Origin of the sequence: Streptomyces sp. NPDC001507 (assembly GCF_042894765.1) — a bacterium.
Taxonomy (GTDB): domain Bacteria; phylum Actinomycetota; class Actinomycetes; order Streptomycetales; family Streptomycetaceae; genus Streptomyces.
This window is the reverse complement of the sequence record NZ_JBIAVV010000008.1, coordinates 342,257-363,296: the sequence shown is the minus strand read 5'-3', so window position 1 is coordinate 363,296 and position 21,040 is coordinate 342,257. Positions and strand designations below refer to the sequence as shown.

At 71.9% G+C, this 21,040-nt stretch carries 20 protein-coding genes and 1 tRNA gene; 12 read left to right on the top strand and 9 right to left on the bottom strand.

Features of this window, described 5'->3' with window-relative positions:
• The first annotated feature begins 161 nt into the window (after nucleotides 1-161).
• Both ACFY0K_RS26735 and ACFY0K_RS26730 read left to right on the top strand, forming a co-directional pair.
• Nucleotides 162-1,028: a helix-turn-helix transcriptional regulator gene (locus ACFY0K_RS26735; protein ID WP_352362282.1), complete on the top strand. Its 867-nt coding sequence runs from the start codon at nucleotides 162-164 to the stop codon at nucleotides 1,026-1,028.
• Between the two features lie 3 nt (nucleotides 1,029-1,031).
• Nucleotides 1,032-1,268 (top strand): DUF397 domain-containing protein, encoded by a 237-nt coding sequence (locus ACFY0K_RS26730; protein ID WP_351958944.1) that lies wholly within the window; start codon nucleotides 1,032-1,034, stop codon nucleotides 1,266-1,268.
• Nucleotides 1,269-1,358: 90 nt separating this feature from the next.
• On the opposite strand, the gene ACFY0K_RS26725 is transcribed toward ACFY0K_RS26730, so the two are convergent.
• Nucleotides 1,359-1,446 (bottom strand) — tRNA-Leu (locus tag ACFY0K_RS26725).
• A 211-nt stretch (nucleotides 1,447-1,657) separates the two neighbouring features.
• Between ACFY0K_RS26725 and ACFY0K_RS26720 the strand changes: the two genes are divergently transcribed.
• From ACFY0K_RS26720 to ACFY0K_RS26710, 3 genes are all read left to right on the top strand, one after another.
• Entirely contained in the window at nucleotides 1,658-2,983 is a 1,326-nt protein-coding gene (locus ACFY0K_RS26720; RefSeq protein WP_351958943.1) for a M20/M25/M40 family metallo-hydrolase, read from the top strand.
• A gap of 145 nt (nucleotides 2,984-3,128) precedes the next feature.
• On the top strand, nucleotides 3,129-3,362 hold the full coding sequence (gene chpH, locus ACFY0K_RS26715) for a chaplin ChpH (protein WP_123978334.1): 234 nt from the start codon (nucleotides 3,129-3,131) through the stop codon (nucleotides 3,360-3,362).
• Nucleotides 3,363-3,501: 139 nt separating this feature from the next.
• Entirely contained in the window at nucleotides 3,502-4,464 is a 963-nt protein-coding gene (locus tag ACFY0K_RS26710; RefSeq protein ID WP_390641962.1) for a chaplin, read from the top strand.
• Nucleotides 4,465-4,549: 85 nt separating this feature from the next.
• Here the strand turns inward: ACFY0K_RS26710 and ACFY0K_RS26705 are convergent, their stop codons facing one another.
• Nucleotides 4,550-4,738: a DUF5703 family protein gene (locus ACFY0K_RS26705; protein WP_046732800.1), complete on the bottom strand. Its 189-nt coding sequence runs from the start codon at nucleotides 4,736-4,738 to the stop codon at nucleotides 4,550-4,552.
• Nucleotides 4,739-4,785: 47 nt separating this feature from the next.
• On the opposite strand from ACFY0K_RS26705, the gene ACFY0K_RS26700 reads away from it, so the two are divergent.
• Entirely contained in the window at nucleotides 4,786-5,502 is a 717-nt protein-coding gene (locus tag ACFY0K_RS26700) for a hypothetical protein (RefSeq protein WP_390641961.1), read from the top strand.
• A gap of 132 nt (nucleotides 5,503-5,634) precedes the next feature.
• Here the strand turns inward: ACFY0K_RS26700 and ACFY0K_RS26695 are convergent, their stop codons facing one another.
• On the bottom strand, nucleotides 5,635-7,836 hold the full coding sequence (locus tag ACFY0K_RS26695; RefSeq protein ID WP_390641960.1) for a helix-hairpin-helix domain-containing protein: 2,202 nt from the start codon (nucleotides 7,834-7,836) through the stop codon (nucleotides 5,635-5,637).
• Nucleotides 7,833-8,816, bottom strand: coding sequence for an aldo/keto reductase (locus ACFY0K_RS26690; RefSeq protein WP_390641959.1), 984 nt, complete (start codon nucleotides 8,814-8,816; stop codon nucleotides 7,833-7,835). The genes ACFY0K_RS26695 and ACFY0K_RS26690 overlap by 4 nt, the downstream gene beginning before the upstream one ends.
• Before the next feature lie 233 nt (nucleotides 8,817-9,049).
• Here ACFY0K_RS26690 and ACFY0K_RS26685 point away from each other — a divergent pair, with 233 nt between their 5' ends.
• Together ACFY0K_RS26685 and ACFY0K_RS26680 are read left to right on the top strand one after the other, a co-directional pair.
• Nucleotides 9,050-10,105 carry an LLM class F420-dependent oxidoreductase gene (locus tag ACFY0K_RS26685; RefSeq protein ID WP_390641958.1) on the top strand — a complete coding sequence of 352 codons (1,056 nt, stop codon included), beginning with the start codon at nucleotides 9,050-9,052 and terminating at the stop codon, nucleotides 10,103-10,105.
• A 230-nt stretch (nucleotides 10,106-10,335) separates the two neighbouring features.
• Nucleotides 10,336-11,124 carry a ferritin-like domain-containing protein gene (locus ACFY0K_RS26680; RefSeq protein WP_390641957.1) on the top strand — a complete coding sequence of 263 codons (789 nt, stop codon included), beginning with the start codon at nucleotides 10,336-10,338 and terminating at the stop codon, nucleotides 11,122-11,124.
• 22 nt (nucleotides 11,125-11,146) lie between these two features.
• On the opposite strand, the gene corA is transcribed toward ACFY0K_RS26680, so the two are convergent.
• Nucleotides 11,147-12,151 carry a magnesium/cobalt transporter CorA gene (corA, locus tag ACFY0K_RS26675; RefSeq protein ID WP_390641956.1) on the bottom strand — a complete coding sequence of 335 codons (1,005 nt, stop codon included), beginning with the start codon at nucleotides 12,149-12,151 and terminating at the stop codon, nucleotides 11,147-11,149.
• A gap of 62 nt (nucleotides 12,152-12,213) precedes the next feature.
• On the opposite strand from corA, the gene ACFY0K_RS26670 reads away from it, so the two are divergent.
• The 4 genes from ACFY0K_RS26670 (at nucleotide 12,214) to mshC (ending at nucleotide 15,692) form a co-directional block, all read left to right on the top strand.
• On the top strand, nucleotides 12,214-12,900 hold the full coding sequence (locus ACFY0K_RS26670) for a histidine phosphatase family protein (RefSeq protein WP_351958936.1): 687 nt from the start codon (nucleotides 12,214-12,216) through the stop codon (nucleotides 12,898-12,900).
• Nucleotides 12,901-13,000: 100 nt separating this feature from the next.
• Nucleotides 13,001-13,591, top strand: coding sequence for a DUF3090 domain-containing protein (locus ACFY0K_RS26665; RefSeq protein ID WP_351958935.1), 591 nt, complete (start codon nucleotides 13,001-13,003; stop codon nucleotides 13,589-13,591).
• Nucleotides 13,555-14,370 carry an SCO1664 family protein gene (locus ACFY0K_RS26660; RefSeq protein ID WP_390641955.1) on the top strand — a complete coding sequence of 272 codons (816 nt, stop codon included), beginning with the start codon at nucleotides 13,555-13,557 and terminating at the stop codon, nucleotides 14,368-14,370. Before ACFY0K_RS26665 ends, ACFY0K_RS26660 begins: the two co-directional genes overlap by 37 nt.
• Before the next feature lie 92 nt (nucleotides 14,371-14,462).
• A complete protein-coding gene (gene mshC / locus ACFY0K_RS26655; RefSeq protein ID WP_390641954.1) occupies nucleotides 14,463-15,692 on the top strand; it encodes a cysteine--1-D-myo-inosityl 2-amino-2-deoxy-alpha-D-glucopyranoside ligase in 1,230 nt (409 codons plus the stop codon).
• Between the two features lie 152 nt (nucleotides 15,693-15,844).
• Here mshC and ACFY0K_RS26650 read toward each other — a convergent pair whose 3' ends face one another.
• The 4 genes from ACFY0K_RS26650 to glpK all read right to left on the bottom strand — a co-directional run bounded on the left by ACFY0K_RS26650 (nucleotide 15,845) and on the right by glpK (nucleotide 21,040).
• Nucleotides 15,845-16,885: a PAC2 family protein gene (locus tag ACFY0K_RS26650; RefSeq protein WP_390641953.1), complete on the bottom strand. Its 1,041-nt coding sequence runs from the start codon at nucleotides 16,883-16,885 to the stop codon at nucleotides 15,845-15,847.
• A gap of 152 nt (nucleotides 16,886-17,037) precedes the next feature.
• Nucleotides 17,038-17,709, bottom strand: coding sequence for a FadR/GntR family transcriptional regulator (locus tag ACFY0K_RS26645; RefSeq protein WP_351958931.1), 672 nt, complete (start codon nucleotides 17,707-17,709; stop codon nucleotides 17,038-17,040).
• A 121-nt stretch (nucleotides 17,710-17,830) separates the two neighbouring features.
• The gene (locus tag ACFY0K_RS26640) at nucleotides 17,831-19,447 is read right to left on the bottom strand and encodes an FAD-dependent oxidoreductase (RefSeq protein WP_390641952.1); all 1,617 of its coding nucleotides are present in this window, start codon (nucleotides 19,445-19,447) and stop codon (nucleotides 17,831-17,833) included.
• Nucleotides 19,448-19,501: 54 nt separating this feature from the next.
• Nucleotides 19,502-21,040: a glycerol kinase GlpK gene (gene glpK, locus ACFY0K_RS26635; RefSeq protein WP_390641951.1), complete on the bottom strand. Its 1,539-nt coding sequence runs from the start codon at nucleotides 21,038-21,040 to the stop codon at nucleotides 19,502-19,504.

Here is a 21,040-nt window from a genome sequence, read left to right as displayed (position 1 = left end):
CATGGTGCCTTCACGACACAGTCGATCGCAATACGTCCCACGAGATGTGAAATATTGCGCATCGCGTTGAGAGACTTGCGGCACAAGTCGTCAGTCGGTGGCGGGGGTCGGGGCGGCACGGGCAGACTGTCGGGCAGTTCACCGGAGAGAAGGGGGAACCCGTGAGCACGCCCACGGTGCGCCGGCGACGGCTCGGTGCGAAGTTGCGCGAACTGCGCGGCGAACTCACCCTCGACGAGGTCGCCGAGCACTCCGAGGGCGCCTTCGTCTCCTCCAAGCTGTCCCGGATGGAGACCGGCAAGACCGCCCCCAAGGCAGCGGACATCGAGGCCCTGCTCCACCTGTACGGCGAACTCGGCCGCGACGTCAGCGACGAACTGCGCGCGGCCCTGATCACGCTCACCAAGGAGGGCGGCCGGCGCGGCTGGTGGCACTCGTACCGGGGTGTCCTCACCCCGGTGTACGAGGACCTGATCAGCCTGGAGGCGGAGGCCGAGACGGTCTCCACCTGGCAGCTGGGCATGGTCCCCGGACTGCTCCAGACCGCCGAGTACGCCCGCGAGATCATCCGGGCGACCGCCATGTCCGAGGCGGTCGAGGCACGGGTCGACGCGCTCGTCGAGGTGCGGCTGGCACGCCAGGCCGTCCTCACCCGGGACAGCGACCCGCTGGCGCTCTGGGCGATCATCTCCGAACAGGCCCTGCGCTCCACCACCGAGGATCCCGCCCTGATGTACGACCAGTTGGGGCGCCTGCTTACGATGGGGCGGCGCCCGAACATCAACATCCAGGTGTTGAGATCGGACGCTCCCCTGCACGCCGGGCTCACCGGCACCTTCAGCATCCTGGGCTTCGGTCCGCACACGGACCTGGACGTCGTCCACCAGGAAGGGCTGACCTCCGCCCTGTACATCGAGGAACGTGATCGGGTCTCCACGCACCGGGCCGCGTGGCAACGCCTCACGTCTGCCGCCGAGTCCGTCGAGGCGTCGGTGGAACTGATCACCCAGATAAGGAAGAACGAATAGCGAATGAAGCACGTTGACGACGCGTCGACTCTGCCGGTGACCTGGTGGAAGTCCTCGGCGTCCGCATCACAGTCCGACTGCGTGGAATGCGGGATCGTCGACGAGGCTACGGTCGCCGTCCGCGACAGCAAGCGGCCCGACGGGCCCGCGCTCCTGCTGGACCGCGCCACGCTCCGTGCCTTCACCTCCGCCGTCGCCCTGCGTGACGGCCGAATAGGCGGCCTGGACGGCCTCGGCTGAGACAGCGGCGCCCACCGCGAGGTGGTCGCCCGCGCTCCGCTCCAAAACCGCTCAAAACCAAGAAACCCCTGCTCGGCAGGGGTTTCTTCGTGGTGTCCGAGGGGGGACTTGAACCCCCACGCCCGATAAAGGGCACTAGCACCTCAAGCTAGCGCGTCTGCCATTCCGCCACCCGGACAAGGTGTCTGTCGTGCGAGATGTTCCGTGCGGGTTTCCCTCGCGGCGACGGAGGAAACACTACCAGGCTTTCGAGGGTGGCCGATCACACCCCGTTCCCGGACCCGCGGGCGTGAACGGCGTGTGACGGGCCGGGACCGGCCTTGGGTCCGGAGCGGGAAGGGAGAGAGGATGGCGGGGACCGGGCGGCAGTGACAGCGGAAGGAAGCAGCGTGAGCGAGACGGACACGGCCAGGGGCGTCACCGGCGAGGACGAGGTCGTGGACCTCTGCCGCGAGCTGATCCGGTTCGACACCAGCAACTACGGCGACCACTCCGGCCCCGGTGAGCGCAAGGCCGCGGAGTGGGTCGCCGAGAAGCTCGCCGAGGTCGGCCTGGAGCCGAAGATCTTCGAGTCCCACCCGGGCCGCGCCTCGACGGTGGCCCGCATCGAGGGCGCGGACCCGACCAGGCCCGCTCTCCTCATCCACGGCCACCTCGACGTCGTACCGGCCAACGCCGACGACTGGACCCACCACCCCTTCTCCGGCGAGATCGCGGACGGGTGCGTGTGGGGCCGGGGCGCCGTCGACATGAAGGACATGGACGCGATGACCCTGGCGGTCGTACGGGACCGGCTGCGCAGCGGCCGCAAGCCGCCCCGGGACATCGTGCTGGCCTTCCTCGCCGACGAGGAGGCCGGCGGCACCTGGGGCGCCCGGCACCTGGTCGACAACCACCCGGACCTCTTCGAGGGCGTCACCGAGGCGATCAGCGAGGTCGGCGGGTTCTCCTTCACGGTGAACGAGCAGCGCCGGCTCTACCTCATCCAGACGGCCGAGAAGGGCATGCACTGGATGAAGCTGAAGGTGGCCGGCACCGCCGGGCACGGCTCGATGATCCACCGCGACAACGCGATCACCGAGCTCTCGGAGGCCGTGGCCCGGCTCGGCCGGCACACGTTCCCGGTGCGGGTCACCAAGACGACCCGGGCCTTCCTCGACGAGCTGGGCGACGCGCTCGGCACCGAGCTGGACCCCGAGGACATGGAGTCGACGCTGGCCCGGCTCGGCGGCATCGCCAAGCTGATCGGCGCGACCCTCAGCAACACCGCCAACCCCACCCAGCTGAACGCCGGGTACAAGGTCAACGTCATCCCCGGCGAGGCCACCGCACACGTGGACGGCCGCTTCCTGCCCGGTCACGAGGAGGAGTTCCTCGCCGACCTCGACCGGATCCTCGGCCCGAACGTGGTCCGCTCGGACGTGCACTCCGACAAAGCCCTGGAGACCAGCTTCGACGGGGCTCTGGTGGAGGCCATGCAGTCCTCGCTGCTCGCCGAGGACCCGACCGCCAAGGCGATCCCCTACATGCTCTCCGGCGGCACCGACGCCAAGTCCTTCGACGACCTCGGTATCCGCGGCTTCGGCTTCGCGCCGCTCAAGCTGCCGCCGGAGCTGGACTTCGCGGGCATGTTCCACGGCGTGGACGAGCGGGTGCCGGTGGACGGCCTGCAGTTCGGTGTCCGCGTCCTCGACCGCTTCATCGACGCGTCGTGAAGCAATGGCTTCAGGTAATCGGGCGGCTGTGCGAAGCCGACTGAGAAGAGTGAATGCGACGATAAGCTCGTAGCCCCATTACTCCCTCCTCGTTACATCTAATGCGATCCGCTACTTGGAATCGCATTGCCAACAAGGAGGAATAATGCTCAAGAAGGTCGTCGCTGCTGCGGCTGCCACTGGTGGTCTGGTTCTCGCGGGTGCGGGCCTGGCCGTCGCCGACTCGGGTGCCCAGGGCGCTGCCGTGGGTTCCCCGGGTGTCGTCTCCGGCAACGTGATCCAGGTTCCCGTGCACGTCCCGGTGAACGTCTGCGGCAACACGATCTCCGTGATCGGGCTGCTGAACCCCGCCTTCGGCAACACCTGCATCAACAAGTGACGCCGACTCCCTGAGGGGCGTCGTCTTTCCGTCGGCCCTGGAGCGCGCGCCATGCGCTCCGGGGCCGACCGGTTTTTCCGCAGGGTTTTTCCCTGCGGTGAATGCTAGGTCAGGATCCAAGGCAGGGGGAATTCATAAAATGCGACAGGGTACCCGCAAGGGCCTCATGACAGTGGCCGCGGCGACCGGCGTGATCGCCGCGGCGGGCGGTTACGCCCACGCCGACTCGGGAGCCGTCGGCTCCGCCACCGGCTCACCCGGTGTGCTCTCCGGCAACACGGTGCAGGCGCCCGTACACGTGCCGGTGAACGTCTGCGGCAACACCGTGAACGTCGTCGGCGCCCTCAACCCGTCAATGGGGAACAAGTGTGCCAACCCCGGCGGCGGGGGCGGCGCTTCGACGGGCTACGGCGACACCGGAGGGTACGGCGATCACGGCGGCCACGCCGGCCACGGCGGCTCGCACGCCGGAGGACACACCTCGGGCTCGCCCGGCGTCGGTTCGGGCAACACCGTGCAGGCGCCGATCGACGTCCCGGTCAACGTCTGCGGCAACAGCGTCAACGTCATCGGCATCGGCAACGCCGCGGTGGGCAACGAGTGCGCCAACGGCGGGGGTTCCGGACACACGGGGCACCCCGGCCACCCAGGGCACCCCGGAACTCCCGGACATCCGGGTGGCGGTCACCCCACGCAGCCGCCCGGACACGGGGGCCACGGTGGGCACGGGGGGCACGGGGGCCACGGTGGGCACGGGGGCCATGGCGGCCACGGCACGCCCCCTGGACACGGGGGAGACGGGAGCAACCCGCCCGGGAAGCCGGGGAACCCCGGAACTCCGGGTCAGCCGGGACACCCGGGCACTCCGGGCCAGCACCCGGGCACGCCCCCCGCTCACTCCGGAAACCACACCGTCCCCACCGGTTCCCACGGCTCCAGCCACGTCCAGCCGCTGGGCAGCGCCTCGGTGAGCCAGCCAATCACCGCGGCGCAACTCGCGCACACGGGCAGTGACCTGCCGCTGGGTCTCGCGCTCCCGGCGGGCGCGGGCGCGCTGCTCGCGGGCGCGGTGCTGTACCGCAGGGCGCGCGCCGCGGCGTAGCGCACGGACGGTGACGCACCGGCAGCGGTGCGTGGAACGGAGCGGGCCCCGTCGACGCGGGGCCCTTTCCGTCAGTCGGCCAGTCTCACCATGTGGCACGCACCTGGCGGATGATCCGCCGGCGCAACCGCACCCTGCGGCTGCCGTCGCGCATGAGGCTCAGTCGGTCCAACTCCCAGTGTCCGTACTCGGCATGGTCCGTCAGCAGACGTGTGGCCTCCTTGCGGGACACCCCGCGAGGTACGTACACGTCGACAAATTCGTATTCCGGCATCGCATCTATTGTGCGGGCTGGTGCCCGGTACGGATAGCGTCTGCACTATGTCTGATGCTGCGCAGCCCACCGCTGCCGAGGTACGCGCCGCCGCCGAGGCGGTCAAGACCGCGCTCGACCGCCATCTGGCCGCGGTCGAACGCAGGTCGGGGGAGGACGACCCGGCTGTCTACGAGGCGTTCAACCAGCTGGCCGCGGCCGCCGAGGTCTACGACGAGCTCCTGTACGACCGCTACGACGAGGTCACACCCTTCGAGATCCCCGGTACGGACGACTCGCTGCCGCCGTACGCGGGCCCCGAGGAGCCGAACGCGATCAGCGTGCTGATCCGCCGCGACTACGCCGTGGCGGAACCACAGCGGCTGCTGGCGCAGGCCCAGCGGGTCGAGGCGGCGGAGTACGACGACGGCCCCGGCGCGGACGGGGACGCGGCGGGCACGATCCACGGGGCGCTGGGCGTCCTGTTCGGCGAGTTCGAGCCGGACGAGATCGCCTCCCGGCACAAGGAGTTCGGCCTGGAGGAGGGCGACTCCACGCTCTGGGTGACCGCCGCGGACGAGCCGGCCGAGCCCGGCGAGTGGCTGGAGGCGCCCTTCGAGGGCGTCGACCCGCAGCGGGTGGTGTGCCGCTTCGACGTCAGCGCGGTCTTCGACGACGAGGACGGCGACGACGAGGACGGCGACGACGCGGCGGAGACCGACGAACTGGACGACCTCGGCCTGGACGAGGACGAGGATCTGGAGCCGCTGGACGCCGAGCGCTGATCCGCCGGGCGGCGGTGCCCTCCGGAGGTCGAGTCCGGACGGGCACCGCCGCCCGGCGCCGTCGCGGCCGATCGCCGTCGCGGCCGATCGCCGTCGCCGCCGCCGTGAGGGCGGAACCGGTGGCGGACCCGGTCAGTCCGCCGCGGGAACCTGTGTCTTCAGCAGCAGCGGAAGGCGGGTCGTCCGCGGCTTCGGCAGGGTCTCGGCCACCGCCTTCGGCAGGGCCTGCTCCACGCCGTGGACCACCGACAGGTGGCGCTCCGCCCGGCTGAACGCCGTGTACACCCAAGGGCGGCTGAGGGACTGGACCGCGTCTCCCGGCAGCACCACGACCGCCGCGGGCCAGCGGCTGCCCGCCGCCTGGTGGGCGGTCAGGGCCCAGCCGTGACGGACGGACTGCTCCACCCGCTCCCTCGGTACGACCACGGGCGCGCCCGCGCACGACAGGTGCAGCCCGTCGGCATCGGCCGTCACCACCTCGCCCGGCACCGTACGGCCCGGCGTGGGGGAGTGGACGATCAGGTCACCGGGGTCGAAGCCGCCGAAGCGGCCGGGGCCCGGATTGAGCCGTTCCTTGAGGGCGGCGTTGAGGGCGCGGGTGCCGGCCGCCCCGCCGTGGCCCGGGGTGATCACCACGGTCTGCCCGGCGGGGACGCCGAAAGCGCGCGGAACGGAGTCGGCGACCAGCTGCACCGTACGGTGCACCGCCTCGCCCGCGTCCCGCACCGGCACGATCACGACCTCCTTGCCGGGCGCCTCGACCTGGGCGAGCTCGCCCACGCCGATCCCGGAGACCAGCTCGCCGAGCGGGCCGGGGTCGGGCGTGCGGGAGGCGATCTGCGGGCACACCCGGGCCGCCAGCAGGTCGGCGAAGACCCGCCCGGGGCCCGCGGACCACAACACCGCCGGATCCCCGCTCAGCACCAGCCTGGCGCCGTCGGGCAGCGCCTCCACGAGCATCGCCGCACCCTCCACGTCCAGCTGGGGCGCGTCCAGCACGATCAGCAGGTCCAGGGCCAGGGCGCCGTCCGTGTCCCGGCCGGGCCCCGCGGCGCCGGAGAGCAGGTCGGCTACGGTGCCCACGGCTCCCTCGCCGCCCGCCAGGCGCCGGCTGCCGTCAGGGGTGTGGGTGGCCGCGAAGGCGCGCAGTCCGGCCGCACGGGCGGCGCCGAGCAGGGCCGCGGGCTCGGCGCGGGCCGCCTCGCCGCCGGTGTGCAGCACCAGGCCGTGCCCGGCGACCGCCCGCGCCAGCTCCGCCGCGCCCCCGGCGGCCGCCGCCGCGGCCGCCTCCCACGGGTCCGAGGCGTCCTTGGCCAGGGAGTTGACCAGCCGGGCCAGTCCGTCGGCGAGACTCTCCTCGGCCAGCGCGTACCGCTCCAGGGCGACCAGGACCCGGACCGGCCGCTCCTCCTCGTCGTCCTCGGGCTCCGGGGCGCCCGGATCCAGCGGGTCCCGGAAGACCAGCGCGTCACCCTCCGCCAGCGCGCCCTGCACGGCCGCCTCCGGGTCGGGCACCGCGCCCCGGGCCAGCGCGGCGGTGAGGGCCGGCATCTCCAGCGCGGTGTGCCCGGCCACGGCCGCCTGCTCCAGGAGCCAGCCGGTCACCGCCCGGCCGCGCCGCTCGTCGTCCGGACCGCACTCCGCGCCGAGCAGCGCCCGCGCGAACCCGTCCGCCTGGTCCGGCCGCACCCCGCTGACCCGGAGCAGCTGCCAGGGGTCCTCCCGCAGCAGCGTCGCCGCGCCCTCGCCGAGAGCGGCGGCGACCTGGGGCGCGACCGACTCGGGCGCTCCGCCGTCGGTCAGGACCCGTCGTACCGCCTCGATCGTCTCCGTGGCGGGCACGGCGGCGGCCGGCGCGGGCTGGGGCCGCCGGACCGGCTCCGGAGCGGGGGCCGCCGGGCGCGGGGACGGCTCCGGGGCGGCGAACACGGTCGTCGCAGGCTGCCCGCCGCTCTCCACGGCCCGGACCGCCGCGAGCAGGTCGGCCGCCTTGCCGCTGAGCTTGGTCCCGCTCTCGATCGGCGCGGACTTCTCGGCCTTCCGCCGCGCGATCCGCTCCCGCTCGACCCGCTGAGCGGCCAGCTCGGCCGCGGCCTCGGACTGCTCGCCCGCGCCTTCACCGCTCGCCGCGTCACCGTCGGCCGCCGCCCCGGAGACGGACCCGGCACCCGCGTCGCCGCTCCCGGTCGTCCCGGCGGATCGCCCGTCGTCCTCGGCCCCGTCGCTGCCGGCGTCGTTCGCTCTGTCGGTGAGGTGGCCGGTCTCCGTCGTCCCCCCGGCCGTCGTGCCCTCGTCGGCCTCGGGCTCGGCGCCCAGCCCCGGCTCCGTGCTCACAGCGTGCTCCAGTCGTGATCGGGATAGCGGTGCACGGGCGCCGACACGTCGTCGAGAGCCCGGCAGATCTCGTCAGGAAGCGTAAGCGCCTCCACTGACAACGCCCCCGCGAGCTGCTGCGCGTTGCGCGCGCCGACGATCGGCGCGGTCACGCCCGGCCGGTCCCGCACCCACGCGAGCGCCACCTGGAGCGGGGTGACCGCGAGCCCGTCCGCCGCCGTCTGCACCGCGTCCACGATCCGGCTCGCGGTGTCGTCGAGGTAGGGCTCGACGAACGGCGCCAGGTGCTCGGAGGCGCCCCGCGAGTCCGGGGGAGTGGAGTGCCGGTACTTCGCGGTCAGCACGCCCCGGCCCAGCGGGGAGGACGGCAGCAGGCCGATGCCGAGGTCGAGGGCGGCAGGCAGTACCTCGCGCTCCACGCCCCGCTGCAGCAGCGAGTACTCCAGCTGGGTGCTGGCCAGCCGGGTGCGGTTGCCCGGCGCCGCGAGCTGCCAGGTCGCCGCCTTCGCCAGCTGCCAGCCGCAGAAGTTGGAGACCCCGGCGTACCGCGCGCGACCGCTGCTCACCGCCAGGTCGAGGGTTTGCAGGGTCTCCTCAAGTGGGGTGTCCGGGTCGTAGGCGTGCACGTGCCAGACGTCGACGTGGTCGGTACCGAGGCGGGCCAGGGAGGCGTCCAGCGCGGCGAGCAGGTGGCCGCGCGAGCCGTCGAAACGCCGGTCCGGGTCGGGGACGCTGCCCGCCTTCGTCGAGATGACCAGGTCCCGGCGCGGCACCAGCCCTTCTATGAGCCGCCCGAGCAGGTACTCGGCCTCACCGTCGCCGTACACGTCCGCGGTGTCGACGAGGGTCCCGCCGGCCTCCCAGAACGCCTTCAGCATGTCCGCGGCGTCGTGCTCGTCGACGTCCCGGCCCCACGTGAGGGTGCCGAGTCCGATTCTGGACACACGCAGGCCGGTACGGCCGAGATGCCTCTGCTCCATGCCCGCGAGATTACTGGCCAGAGCTGGTGCGTTGGGTTGCCTGTGGATAACCGATTTCACAAGGCAGCGGTGCGTTTGCGGGAGGCGGGAGCCGACCCACCCAGGGGCGCGGGGAACTGCGCGATCAGCCCCCACGACCCGCAGCCGAACGCGAACCGCTCCCCCCGCTCAGAAATCCTCCGCGCTAAGGTCTCTCGCAACAGCGACGTTACTGATCGGTAAGGGGAACGGCCATGCAGCTCGGGATCAACCTCGGCTACTGGGGCGCCGGGATGGACGGGGACAATCTGGCCGTGGCCCAGGAGGCCGAGCGGCTCGGGTACGCCGTGTGCTGGGCCGCCGAGGCCTACGGCTCCGACGCCGCCACGGTGCTCAGCTGGGTCGCCGCCCAGACCGAGCGCATCGACGTCGGCTCGGCCATCTTCCAGATCCCGGCCCGGCAGCCCGCCATGACAGCGATGACCGCCGCCACCCTCGACTCCCTCTCCGGCGGCCGCTTCCGCCTCGGCCTCGGCGTCTCCGGACCGCAGGTCTCCGAGGGCTGGTACGGCGTCAAGTTCGACAAGCCGCTCTCCCGCACCCGCGAGTACGTGGAGATCGTGCGGAAGGCGATGACCCGGGAACGGCTGTCGTACGAGGGCGAGCACTGGACGCTGCCGCTGCCGGGCGGCCCCGGCAAGCCGATCAAGCTGACCGTGCACCCGGAGCGCGAGCACATCCCGGTCTACATCGCCGCCATCGGCCCGAAGAACCTCGAGCAGACCGGCGAGATCGCCGACGGCGCGCTGCTGATCTTCCCCTCCGCCGAGCACCTGGAAGAGACGGCCGTGAAGTACCTGCGCGCGGGCCGGGAGAAGGCGGGCCTGACCCTCGACGGGTTCGACATCTGCCCGACGCTGCCGCTCGCCGTCGGCGACGACAATGACGTGGCCACGCTCGCCGACACCTTCCGGCCCTACACCGCGCTCTACGTCGGCGGCATGGGCAGCCGCAAGCAGAACTTCTACAACCAGCTCGCCCAGCGCATGGGCTACGAGCGGGAGGCCGCCGAGATCCAGGACAAGTACCTGTCCGGGGACAAGAACGGGGCCGCGGCCGCCGTACCGCAGGAGCTGATCGACCAGACCACGCTGCTCGGCTCCGTGGACCGGATCGCCGACCGGATGAAGGCCTACGCGGCCGCCGGGGTCACCACCCTCTCGCTCGCGCCCGCCGGCTTCGCGCTGGACGAGCGGCTCGCCTCGCTGCGGGCCGGCGCCGAGGCCCTGGAGCGCGCCGGGCTCGCGTGAACACCTGAGAGGTGAGAGAAGTCCACGGCCGTGGTGGGGGCTCGGGGGGTCCTCCCCGCCACGGCCGTCACGCAGAACAACGCGCCCGGGCCCGTGCGGTTACGCCCCCGGCGTGCCCCCGCTGCTCCTCCTTTCGGCCGAGTGCGCCCGCACACCTGTTGCAGCCACTCCGACGCGGCATTTGACTCGTTCTTTGCGGGTCTGGTGAGTCCTGCGGAGAGGTGCCCACGATGCTTTCGGCCAGGAGTCTGTTCCAGGAGATCCTCGACAACGACGAGTCCTTCCGGCTCTTCTGCTCCATCGCGGCCAGCGGGGAGACCCAGGGCGGCTGGGAGAACGCGCGGATCGCCGCGCTGGTACCGCCGAGCGAACGCGGCCTCGCCCCCAAGATCGCCCGCCACGGCGCCGACGAGGACAAGCACGGGCGCATCTTCCACGCCCTGCTGAGGAAGCGCGGGCTGGCGCCCGTCCCGGTGCCGACCGACACCGACTACACGATGATCCTGGAACGGCACGGCATCGGGCTCGCCCACGACCGGCTCCGGGCCGACCGGCCGCTCACGGTGCCGGACATCGTCGCCTACCTGGCTCACAGCCGGGTCACCGAGCAGCGCGCCTCCGAGCAGATGGACCTGCTGCGCCGGTACTTCGCCGGCCACCCGGACGTGGGCCGCGCGGTGCGCATGATCTCCGCCGACGAGGACAACCACCTCGCCTACTGCCACGAGGAACTGCTCCGGTTCGCCGCCGACGGACACGGCCGCACCATCCAGCGCACGCTCCGCGCGTGCGCCCTCGCCGAGATCCGCATCTACCGGGACGTCAGCCTGGCCGTCATGGCCCACATGGGCCGCATCCTCGGCTGGCCGAGGGCCAGGTCCGCGCTCCTCGCGTCCGGCATCCGCTCCGTCTACGCCTACGAACGCGCCGCCGGCTGGCGCCGCATGGTCTCCCTGCGGATGCCGGAGCACAGGAACGCCCTGGGCGGCCCCGCGACGCACGCTCCCGAGTTCGCCTGAGCCCGCGGGCCGCACGCCTCCCTCACATCCACCCGCGGCGCTTGAACAGCCGGTACAGCAGCGTCTCCAGGACACCCATGACCAGGATCACCGCCGGGTACGACCAGATCCAGTGCAGCTCGGGCATGTGGTCGAAGTTCATGCCGTAGATCCCGGCGATCATCGTGGGGACCGCGGCCATGGCCGCCCACGCGGAGATCTTCCGCATGTCGTCGTTCTGCCGCACGCTCATCTGTGCGAGATGGGCGCTGAGGACGTCCGACACCAGCCGGTCCAGGCCCTCCACGCTCTCGTTCACCCGCGTCAGGTGGTCGCTGACGTCGCGGAAGAACGGCCGGGCCTCCGCGGGCACGAAGGGCACGGTCACGCCGCTGCCGTACTGGCCCACCCCCGCCAGCTTGCTCATGGGCAGCGCCAGCGGCACCGTCGCCCGCCGGAACTCCAGGATCTGCCGCTTGAAGGTGTAGATCCGCGACGCGGTGTGCCGGGAACCGCCGCCGCTCGGTGAGAACACCTCGGCCTCCAGCTCCTCCAGGTCGGTCTGCAACTCGGTCGCGACCTCCAGGTAGTGGTCCACGACCGCGTCGGAGATCGAGTACAGCACCCCTGTCGGCCCGTGCTTCAGCAGTTCGTGCTGCTCCTCCAGGTGCCGCCGGATGTCGCCGAGCGGCGACGGCGTCCCGTGGCGCACGGTGACCACGAAGGAGTCCCCGATGAAGATCATCAGCTCGCCGGAGGTCACCGTGTCGCTCTTCGGCTCGTACGTCACCGGCTTCAGGACGACGAACAGCGAGTCGTCGTACACCTCCAGCTTCGGCCGCTGGTGCGCGGTCAGGGCGTCCTCCACAGCCAGCGGATGCAGCCCGAACTCGTCGGTGACCAGGTCGAACTCGCGCTCCGTCGGCTCGTACAGGCCGATCCACAGGAAGCTGTCGCCACGCGCGCGTGCCTCGGCGAGGGCGTCGGAGAAGTCCTGCGGCGTCTCCGTCCGCTCCCCGTCCCGGTAGATGGCGCAATCGACGATCACGGAGCGTATTCTCCCGTCGCCGGCCCGACTGCGCACTTCGGGGTGCGCCTACCCTGGGCCGCATGCCCACGCTGATCCTCGTAAGGCACGGACGGTCCACCGCCAACACCTCGGGTGTGCTCGCCGGGTGGACGCCGGGCGTCGCCCTCGACGAGCGGGGGGCCGCCCAGGCCGCCGCGCTGCCCGGCCGGCTCGCCGGGCTGCCCATCTCCGAGCTCGTCACCAGCCCGCTGCAGCGCTGCCAGGAGACGGTCCGCCCGCTGCTCGACGCCCGCCCCGGGCTCACCGCCCACACCGACGAGCGGATCGGGGAGGCCCACTACGGCGACTGGTCCGGCCGCAAGCTCGCCGAACTCAAGGACGAGCCGCTGATGGAGGTCGTCCAGGCCCACCCGTCGGCGGCCGCCTTCCCCGGCGGCGAGTCCATGCGCGCCATGCAGACCCGCGCCGCCGAGGCGGTCCGCGAATGGAACGCGCGCGTGGAGCGCGACCACGGCCCCGACGCCGTCTTTCTCATGTGCTCGCACGGTGACATCATCAAGTCCCTCGTCGCGGACGCGCTCGGTCTGCATCTCGACCTCTTCCAGCGGATCTCCGTCGAACCGTGTTCCATCACCGCGATCCGTTACACCCGCCTCAGGCCGTTTCTTGTTCGTCTCGGGGACACCGGCGATTTCGCCTCCCTTGCCCCCCGCGAGGAACCCCCCGGGGAAGACGCCCCGGTCGGTGGCGGCGCCGGCGCGCCGTGATCGTCAGCCGCAGTAGGGTGAAGCGATCCACGTAAGCGGCCCCCCGGCCGCGTCGTCGCCCGCCCGAAACCCACGCACTCTCGACTCATGGAGACAGGACGTGTCCCGTCAGGTGTTCCTCTACGATCCGCCGGACCGCTTCGTCGCGGGCACGGTCGGAATGCCCGGACGCCGTACGTTCTTCCTCCAGGCCACGGCCGGCCCCCGGACGACCAGCGTGGCCCTGGAGAAGACCCAGGTCGCCGCACTCGCCGAGCGCATGGACGAACTCCTCGACGAGGTCGTGCGCCGCAGCGGCGGCAACGCGGCCGTGCCCGCCGTCGCGCCCACCGAGATCAGCGACAGCGCCCCCCTCGACACCCCCATCGAGGAGGAGTTCCGCGTCGGCACCATGGCGCTCGCCTGGGACGGCGAGGAAGAACGCATGATCGTCGAGGCGCAGGCCCTCGTGGAGCTGGAGGCCGACTCCGAGGAGGACCTCGCCGAGGCCGAGGAGCGGCTCCTGCAGGACGAGGAGAACGGGCCCCCGATGCTGCGGGTCCGGCTGACCGGCGCGCAGGCCAGGGCCTTCGCCAAGCGCGCCCTGGACGTCGTCAACGCCGGGCGGCCGCCGTGCCCGCTGTGCAGCCTCCCGCTCGACCCGGAAGGACACGTATGTCCGCGCCAGAACGGATACCGCCGCGGAGCGTGACCGCCGCCGAGCTGCTCGCCCACGGTGAGCTGAAGGTACGCGGCCGCATCCGCGACGCCTCCAACGCGGCACTGTTCTGCACGGTCGCGCACGACGGCCGGGAGGCGTCCTGCGTCTACAAGCCGGTCGCGGGGGAGCGCCCGCTGTGGGACTTCCCCGACGGCACCCTCGCCCAGCGCGAGGTGGCCGCCTACGAGGTCGCCGCGGCCACCGGCTGGGACCTGGTCCCGCCCACCGTGCTGCGCGACGGCCCGTACGGCGAGGGCATGGTCCAGCTGTGGATCGACGTCGACCCCGAGGGCGCCGAACTGCTCGCCCTGGTGGACGCGGAGGAGCCCGAGCCCGGCTGGAAGGCGATCGGGCTCGCCGAGGTCGGCGAGGGCAGGACCGCGCTGTTGGTGCACGCGGACGACGAACGGCTGCGCCGGCTCGCCGTCCTCGACGCGGTCATCAACAACGCCGACCGCAAGGGCGGACACCTGCTGCCCACCGCCGACGGCCGCCTCTACGGCATCGACCACGGCGTCACCTTCAACGTCGACAACAAGCTCCGCACCCTGCTGTGGGGCTGGGCGGGGGAGGACCTGACCGGCGAGGCCGTCGAGGTCCTCAGGGGCCTGCGCGAGGCCCTCGGCGGACCGCTGGGGACCCGGCTGGCCGAACTGATCACCCCAGCGGAACTGGACGCCACGCGCGCGCGTGTGGAGACGTTGCTCACCGCCGGCAAGCACCCGGAACCCAGCGGCGAGTGGCCGGCCATCCCCTGGCCGCCCGTATAGCCCCCACCAGCACATTCCGGCCCCGAGATCAAGACTGCCTTCCCGGCCGTCCGGTTCGTATACCGAACTCGGGTCCGGTTACGCTCATGTACATGCATGCCTGGCCCGCTTCCGAGGTCCCCGCCCTGCCTGGTCAGGGCCGCGACCTGAGGATCCACGACACCGCGACCGGCGGTTTGGTCGCCCTCGACCCCGGTCCCGTCGCCCGCATCTACGTCTGCGGCATCACGCCGTACGACGCGACCCACATGGGGCACGCGGCGACCTACAACGCGTTCGACCTCGTTCAGCGCGTGTGGCTCGACACCAAGCGGCAGGTGCACTACGTCCAGAACGTCACGGACGTCGACGACCCGCTCCTGGAGCGCGCCGAGCGCGACGGCGTCGACTGGGTCGCCCTCGCCGAGCAGGAGACGGCCCTCTTCCGGGAGGACATGACCGCCCTCAGGATGCTGCCGCCGCAGGACTACATAGGCGCGGTCGAGGCCATACCCGGCATCGTGCCGCTGGTCGAGCGGCTCCGCGACCTCGGCGCCGCCTACGAACTCGAAGGCGACATCTACTTCTCCGTCGAGTCCGACCCGAACTTCGGCAAGGTCTCGAACCTCGACGCGGCCGCCATGCGGCTGCTCTCCGCCGAGCGCGGCGGCGACCCCGACCGTCCCGGCAAGAAGAACCCGCTCGACCCGATGCTGTGGATGGCCGCCCGCGAGGGCGAACCCAGCTGGGACGGCGGCTCCCTGGGCCGCGGCCGCCCCGGCTGGCACATCGAGTGCGTGGCGATCGCCCTCGACCACCTCGGCATGACCTTCGACGTCCAGGGCGGCGGCTCCGACCTCGCCTTCCCGCACCACGAGATGGGCGCCTCGCACGCCCAGGTGCTCACCGGCGAGTTCCCGATGGCCAAGGCGTACGTGCACGCCGGCATGGTCGCCCTCGACGGCGAGAAGATGTCCAAGTCCAAGGGCAACCTGGTCTTCGTCTCCCGGCTCCGCCGGGACGGCGTCGACCCGGCCGCCATCCGCCTCGCCCTGCTCTCCCACCACTACCGCTCCGACTGGGAGTGGACCGACCAGGTACTGGCCGACGCGGTGGCCCGCCTGGACCGCTGGCGCGCGGCGGTCTCCCGCCCGGACGGCCCGCCCGCCGAGTCCCTCGTGGAGGAGATCCGCGAGGCCCTGAGCAACGACCTGGACGCCCCGGCCGCCCTGGCCGCGGTGGACCGCTGGGCGGCCCTCCAGCAGCAACAGGGCGGCACGGACACCGGCGCCCCCGGTGTCGTGTCCCGAGCGGTGGACGCCCTGCTGGGCGTAGCCCTCTAAAGAAGCGCCGCCACCCGCGCCCCGTTTTCCAGGGGCGCGGGGAAACTGCGCGCTCGGCCCCCACCGGCGCGAGGCCGGCACCCGACGGCCGACACCCGACGGCCGGCACCGGACGAACAGGGGCGGTACGCACTACGCGTACCGCCCCTGTCTCAGTCCTCGGAGGTGTCCTCGCCGTCCGTTCCGGAGTCCCCGCCGGTGTCTGCGTCCTCCCCGGTATTGCCGGCATTCCCGGGCGTGTCGGGCTTCGCCGGCCGCGGCGGCCGTGCCTTGCCACCCGGGTTCCCCGGGTTGTCCCGCAGGTACGACGCGCTGTCGCTGCCGTCCGCGGTGGCGTGCCCGCCGGGCGGGTTCACGTCCCGGCGCCGCAGGTAGCGCTCGAACTCGCGGGCGATCGCCTCGCCGGAGGCCTCCGGCAGCTCGGCGGTGTCCCGGGCCTCCTCCAGCGTCTGCACGTACTCGGCGACCTCGCTGTCCTCCGCGGCCAGCTGGTCCACCCCGACCTGCCAGGCGCGCGCGTCCTCGGGCAGCTCGCCCAGCGGGATCCGCAGGTCGAGCAGGTCCTCCAGGCGGTTGAGCAGCGCCAGCGTGGCCTTCGGGTTGGGCGGCTGGGAGACGTAGTGCGGGACGGCCGCCCAGAGCGAGACCGCCGGCACACCGGCATGCGTGCACGCCTCCTGGAGGACCCCGACGATGCCCGTCGGGCCCTCGTACTTGGTCTCCTCCAGGTCCATCCGCTGCGCCAGGTCCGCGTCCGAGGTGACCCCGCTGACCGGCACCGGACGCGTGTGCGGGGTGTCGCCGAGCAGCGCGCCGAGCACGACCACCAGCTCGACGCCCAGCTCGTGGGCGAAGCCCAGCAGCTCGTTGCAGAACGAGCGCCAGCGCATGGACGGCTCGATGCCTCTGACCAGCACCAGGTCCCGCGGCTTGTCGCCGCCGACCCGGACCACCGACAGCCGTGTCGTCGGCCAGGTGATCTTGCGCACGCCCGCGTCCATCCACACCGTGGGGCGGTTCACCTGGAAGTCGTAGTAGTCCTCGGCGTCGAGCGCCGCGAACACCTCGCCCTTCCACTCCCGCTCCAGGTGCGCGACCGCGGTGGAAGCGGCGTCGCCGGCATCGTTCCAGCCTTCGAACGCGGCCACCATGACTGGGTCGATCAGCTCGGGAACCCCCTCCAGCTCGATCACCCAGTGCCTCCTTCCGACGTGCCCTCGCGTACGCCCCAACCTTACGGCGTGAGGCGGGGGCGCCCGCAGCCCCCTTGCACGGGGGAGTGAACGGATCACTGCCCCGTTCGCCACCCTCGAACACCACTGGTTCCAGGAAGCCGGTAAGCGCTTCACAGGCTGCTGCGCAGCCACTGCTCCACGCTCGCGATGTGCACGGTCGCCCAGGACCGGGCCGCTTCGGCGTCCCGGTCGCGCAGCGCGGCCAGGATCGCCCGGTGCTCCCGCAGGGTCCGGGCGACCGCGTCCTCCTGGGTCAGACCGCGCCAGATCCGCGCCCTGGTGGTCGGTCCCGACAGCCCGTCAAGGAGCGAGCACAGCACCGAGTTTCCCGAGCTCTGCACGATGCCCCGGTGGAACTCCAGGTCGCAGGCGACCAGTTCCTCCACCGAGGGCTCGGCGCCGAGCGCGTCCAACTGGGCGTCCAGCGCGTCCAGTTGCTGCTCGCTAATCCGGGAGGCGGCCATCGCGGTCGCGGCCGGCTCCAGGATGCGGCGCACCGCGAGGAACTCCAGGACCGTGTCGTCGCGGTGGAAGTCGACGACGAAGCTCATCGCCTCGAGAAGCAACTGCGGGTCCAGGCTCGTGACATACGTGCCGTCGCCCTGCCGGACGTCCAGGATCCGGATCAGCGACAGGGCCCGTACCGCCTCCCGCAACGAGTTGCGGGACAGGCCCAGTTCGGCGGCGAGCTCGCTCTCCTTGGGCAACCGTTCTCCGGGGCGCAGCGCACCGGAGACGATCATGTCCTTGATCTTCTCGATCGCCTCATCGGTGACTGCCATACCGGCCTCCCTGTCGCCCAGACATCCGATGTCTCGGCCCCATTATGCGGCCTGGTCAGGCCGCGCGGCGGGCATGCCGGAGGGGCGGCTCCCCTGAGAGGGAGAGCCGCCCCTCAACGGCTCACTTCTTGTCGAGCAGGTCCTGGACCCTGGCCCGGACGTCGTCCGTGGCGAGGCCCCGGATGGTCAGGGTGGTACGGCGGCGCAGCACGTCGTCCGCGGTCTCGGCCCACTCGTGGTCGCGGGCCCAGACGACCTGCGCCCAGATCTCCGGGGCGTCCGGGTGGACGCGCTCGGCGAGCAGCGGGTCCTCGTTCGCGAGCCGCGCGATGTCGAAGGCCAGCGAACCGTAGTGGGTGGCCAGGTGCTTGGCCGTGTCGGCGGCCATCCGCGGGCCCGGGGCCGGGTTGTCCACCAGCAGGCGGTGGGCGACGGCACGCGGGTTGGCGACGCCGGGCAGCGGCAGCTTCTTCGGCAGCGAGGCGATGGGCTCGAAGTCGTCGCCGAGCGGGTGGCCCGGCAGCGCCTCCAGCTTCTCCATCACGGTGCGGCCGATGTGCCGGAAGGTGGTCCACTTGCCGCCCGCGACGGACAGCATGCCGCCCCGGCCCTCGGTGACCACGGTCTCCCGCTTGGCCTTGGCGGTGTCGCCGGGGCCGCCCGGCAGCACCCGCAGGCCGGCGAAGGCGTAGGTGATCAGGTCCCGCTGGAGCTGCTGGTCCCGGACGGAGAACGCGGCCTCGTCCAGGATCTGGGCTATGTCCTTCTCGGTGACGGAGACGTCCGCCGGGTCGCCCTCGTACTCCTCGTCGGTGGTGCCGAGCAGCAGCATGTCCTCCCAGGGGAGGGCGAAGGTGATCCGGTACTTGTCGATGGGGGTGGCGAGCGCGGCCTTCCACGGGGAGGTGCGCTTCAGGACCAGGTGGGCGCCCTTGGAGAGGCGGATGGACGGGGCCGCGTTCGGGTCCTCCATCCGGCGCAGGTGGTCGACCCAGGGGCCGGTCGCGTTGAGCACCAGACGGGCGTTGACGCCGAACTCCTCGCCGGAGACCGCGTCCTTCAGGTCGGCGCCGGTCACCCGGCCCCGGGTGAAGCGCAGCCCGGTGACCTGGGCGTGGTTGAGGACGACCGCGCCCGACTCGACGGCCGCGCGGACCGTCATCAGCGCCATGCGCGCGTCGTTCATCTGGTCGTCGCCGTACACGGCCACGGCCTTGAGGTTCTCGGTGCGCAGCTCCGGCACGTCCCGCTGGGCCCGCGCGGGGGAGAGCAGGTGGCCGACGCCGTCACCGAACGCGGAGAGCGCGGAGTAGGCGAACACGCCCGCCCCGAGCTTCGCGGCGCCGTGCGGACCGCCCTTGTACACGGGGAGGTAGAACGTGAGCGGGTTCGCCAGGTGGGGGGCCACCTGGCGGGAGACCGCACGGCGCTCGAAGTGGTTCTCCGCCACCAGCTTCACCGCGCCGGTCTGCAGGTAGCGCAGACCGCCGTGGAGAAGCTTGGAGGAGGCGGAGGAGGTGGCGCCGGCGAAGTCGCCGGCGTCGACCAGTGCCACCCTGAGCCCGGACTGCGCGGCGTGCCAGGCGGTGGAGATGCCCAGGATGCCGCCGCCGATCACGAGAAGGTCGTACGACGCCTTGGAGAGCTGCTCCCTGGTCTCGGCCCGGCTCGGGTTCGAGCCGGAGGCCGGGTGCGTCCCCAGGGCAGGTACGGACTGCAGGGTGGACTGACTGGTCATGTCGGGTTCTTACTCCTCGTCAGAGCTCGATCGTGAGAGCGGTGCGCGCTCTCGTCAGCTCTCGTCGTCGATCCAGCCCATGGTCCGCTCGACGGCCTTGAGCCAGTTCTTGTACTCACGGTCGCGGGTCTCCGCGTCCATGCGGGGGGTCCACTCGGCGGCCCGGCGCCAGTTGGCGCGCAGTTCGTCGGTGCCGGCCCAGAAGCCGACGGCGAGGCCGGCGGCGTAGGCGGCGCCGAGGCAGGTGGTCTCGGCGACCATCGGGCGCACCACGGGTGCGTCCAGGACGTCGGCGAGGGTCTGCATCAGCAGGTTGTTGGCGGTCATGCCACCGTCGACCTTGAGGGCCACCAGCTCGTCGCCGGAGTCCTTCACCATGGCGTCCGCGATCTCGCGGGTCTGCCAGGCGGTGGCCTCCAGGACGGCGCGGGCCAGGTGCGCCTTGGTGACGTACCGGGTCAGGCCGGCGATCACACCGCGGGCGTCGGAGCGCCAGTGCGGGGCGAACAGGCCGGAGAAGGCCGGTACGAAGTAGGCGCCGCCGTTGTCCTCGACCGAGAGCGCGAGCGTCTCGATCTCGGCCGCGGTGGAGATCAGGCCCATCTGGTCGCGCATCCACTGCACCAGCGAGCCGGTGACGGCGATCGAGCCCTCCAGCGCGTACTGGGTCGGCTGGTCGCCGATCTTGTAGCCGACCGTGGTCAGCAGACCCGCGTAGGAGTTGATGATCTTGTCACCGGTGTTCATCACCATGAAGGTGCCGGTGCCGTAGGTGGACTTGACCTCGCCCTCGGAGAAGCAGCACTGGCCGAACAGGGCCGCCTGCTGGTCGCCGAGCGCCGAGGCGACCGGGATGCCGCCGAGCAGGTCGCCGAGCTTGCCGCCGGTGACCTCGCCGTAGACCTCGGCGGAGGAGCGGATCTCGGGCAGGATCTGCAGCGGCACACCGATGGACTCGGCGATCTTCTCGTCCCACTGCATGGTGTGCAGGTTCATGAGCAGGGTGCGGGAGGCGTTGGTCACGTCGGTGACGTGCTTGCCGCCGTTGACACCGCCGGTCAGGTTCCAGATGACCCAGGTGTCCATGGTGCCGAAGAGGATGTCGCCCGCCTCGGCGCGCTCCTTGAGGCCGTCGACGTGGTCGAGCAGCCAGCGGGCCTTGGGACCGGCGAAGTAGGAGGCCAGCGGCAGGCCGGTCTCGCGGCGGAAGCGGTCCTGGCCGACGTTGCGGCCGAGCTCGCGGCAGAGGGCGTCGGTGCGGGTGTCCTGCCAGACGATGGCGTTGTGGACGGGCTCACCGGTGTTCTTGTCCCACAGCACGGTGGTCTCGCGCTGGTTGGTGATGCCGATGGCCTTGATGTCGTCGCGGGTGATGCCGGCCTTCTGGATGGCCCCGGCGACGACTTCCTGGACGTTGGTCCAGATCTCGTTGGCGTTGTGCTCGACCCAGCCCGGCTTCGGGAAGATCTGCTCGTGCTCCTTCTGGTCGACCGCGACGATGCGGCCGTCCTTGTCGAAGACGATGCAGCGGCTGGAGGTCGTGCCCTGGTCGATCGCGGCGATGAAGGGGCCTGCGGTGTGGGCGTCGGTCAC

Coding starts and splice junctions, on each gene's coding strand:
- ACFY0K_RS26730 (WP_351958944.1), top strand. CDS start 1,032: ATGAAGCACGTTGACGACGCGTCGACTCTGCCGGTGACCTGGTGGAAG.
- chpH (WP_123978334.1), top strand. CDS start 3,129: ATGCTCAAGAAGGTCGTCGCTGCTGCGGCTGCCACTGGTGGTCTGGTT.
- ACFY0K_RS26710 (WP_390641962.1), top strand. CDS start 3,502: ATGCGACAGGGTACCCGCAAGGGCCTCATGACAGTGGCCGCGGCGACC.
- ACFY0K_RS26705 (WP_046732800.1), bottom strand. CDS start 4,738: ATGCCGGAATACGAATTTGTCGACGTGTACGTACCTCGCGGGGTGTCC.
- ACFY0K_RS26700 (WP_390641961.1), top strand. CDS start 4,786: ATGTCTGATGCTGCGCAGCCCACCGCTGCCGAGGTACGCGCCGCCGCC.
- ACFY0K_RS26690 (WP_390641959.1), bottom strand. CDS start 8,816: ATGGAGCAGAGGCATCTCGGCCGTACCGGCCTGCGTGTGTCCAGAATC.
- ACFY0K_RS26685 (WP_390641958.1), top strand. CDS start 9,050: ATGCAGCTCGGGATCAACCTCGGCTACTGGGGCGCCGGGATGGACGGG.
- ACFY0K_RS26680 (WP_390641957.1), top strand. CDS start 10,336: ATGCTTTCGGCCAGGAGTCTGTTCCAGGAGATCCTCGACAACGACGAG.
- ACFY0K_RS26670 (WP_351958936.1), top strand. CDS start 12,214: ATGCCCACGCTGATCCTCGTAAGGCACGGACGGTCCACCGCCAACACC.
- ACFY0K_RS26660 (WP_390641955.1), top strand. CDS start 13,555: ATGTCCGCGCCAGAACGGATACCGCCGCGGAGCGTGACCGCCGCCGAG.
- mshC (WP_390641954.1), top strand. CDS start 14,463: ATGCATGCCTGGCCCGCTTCCGAGGTCCCCGCCCTGCCTGGTCAGGGC.
- ACFY0K_RS26645 (WP_351958931.1), bottom strand. CDS start 17,709: ATGGCAGTCACCGATGAGGCGATCGAGAAGATCAAGGACATGATCGTC.
- ACFY0K_RS26640 (WP_390641952.1), bottom strand. CDS start 19,447: ATGACCAGTCAGTCCACCCTGCAGTCCGTACCTGCCCTGGGGACGCAC.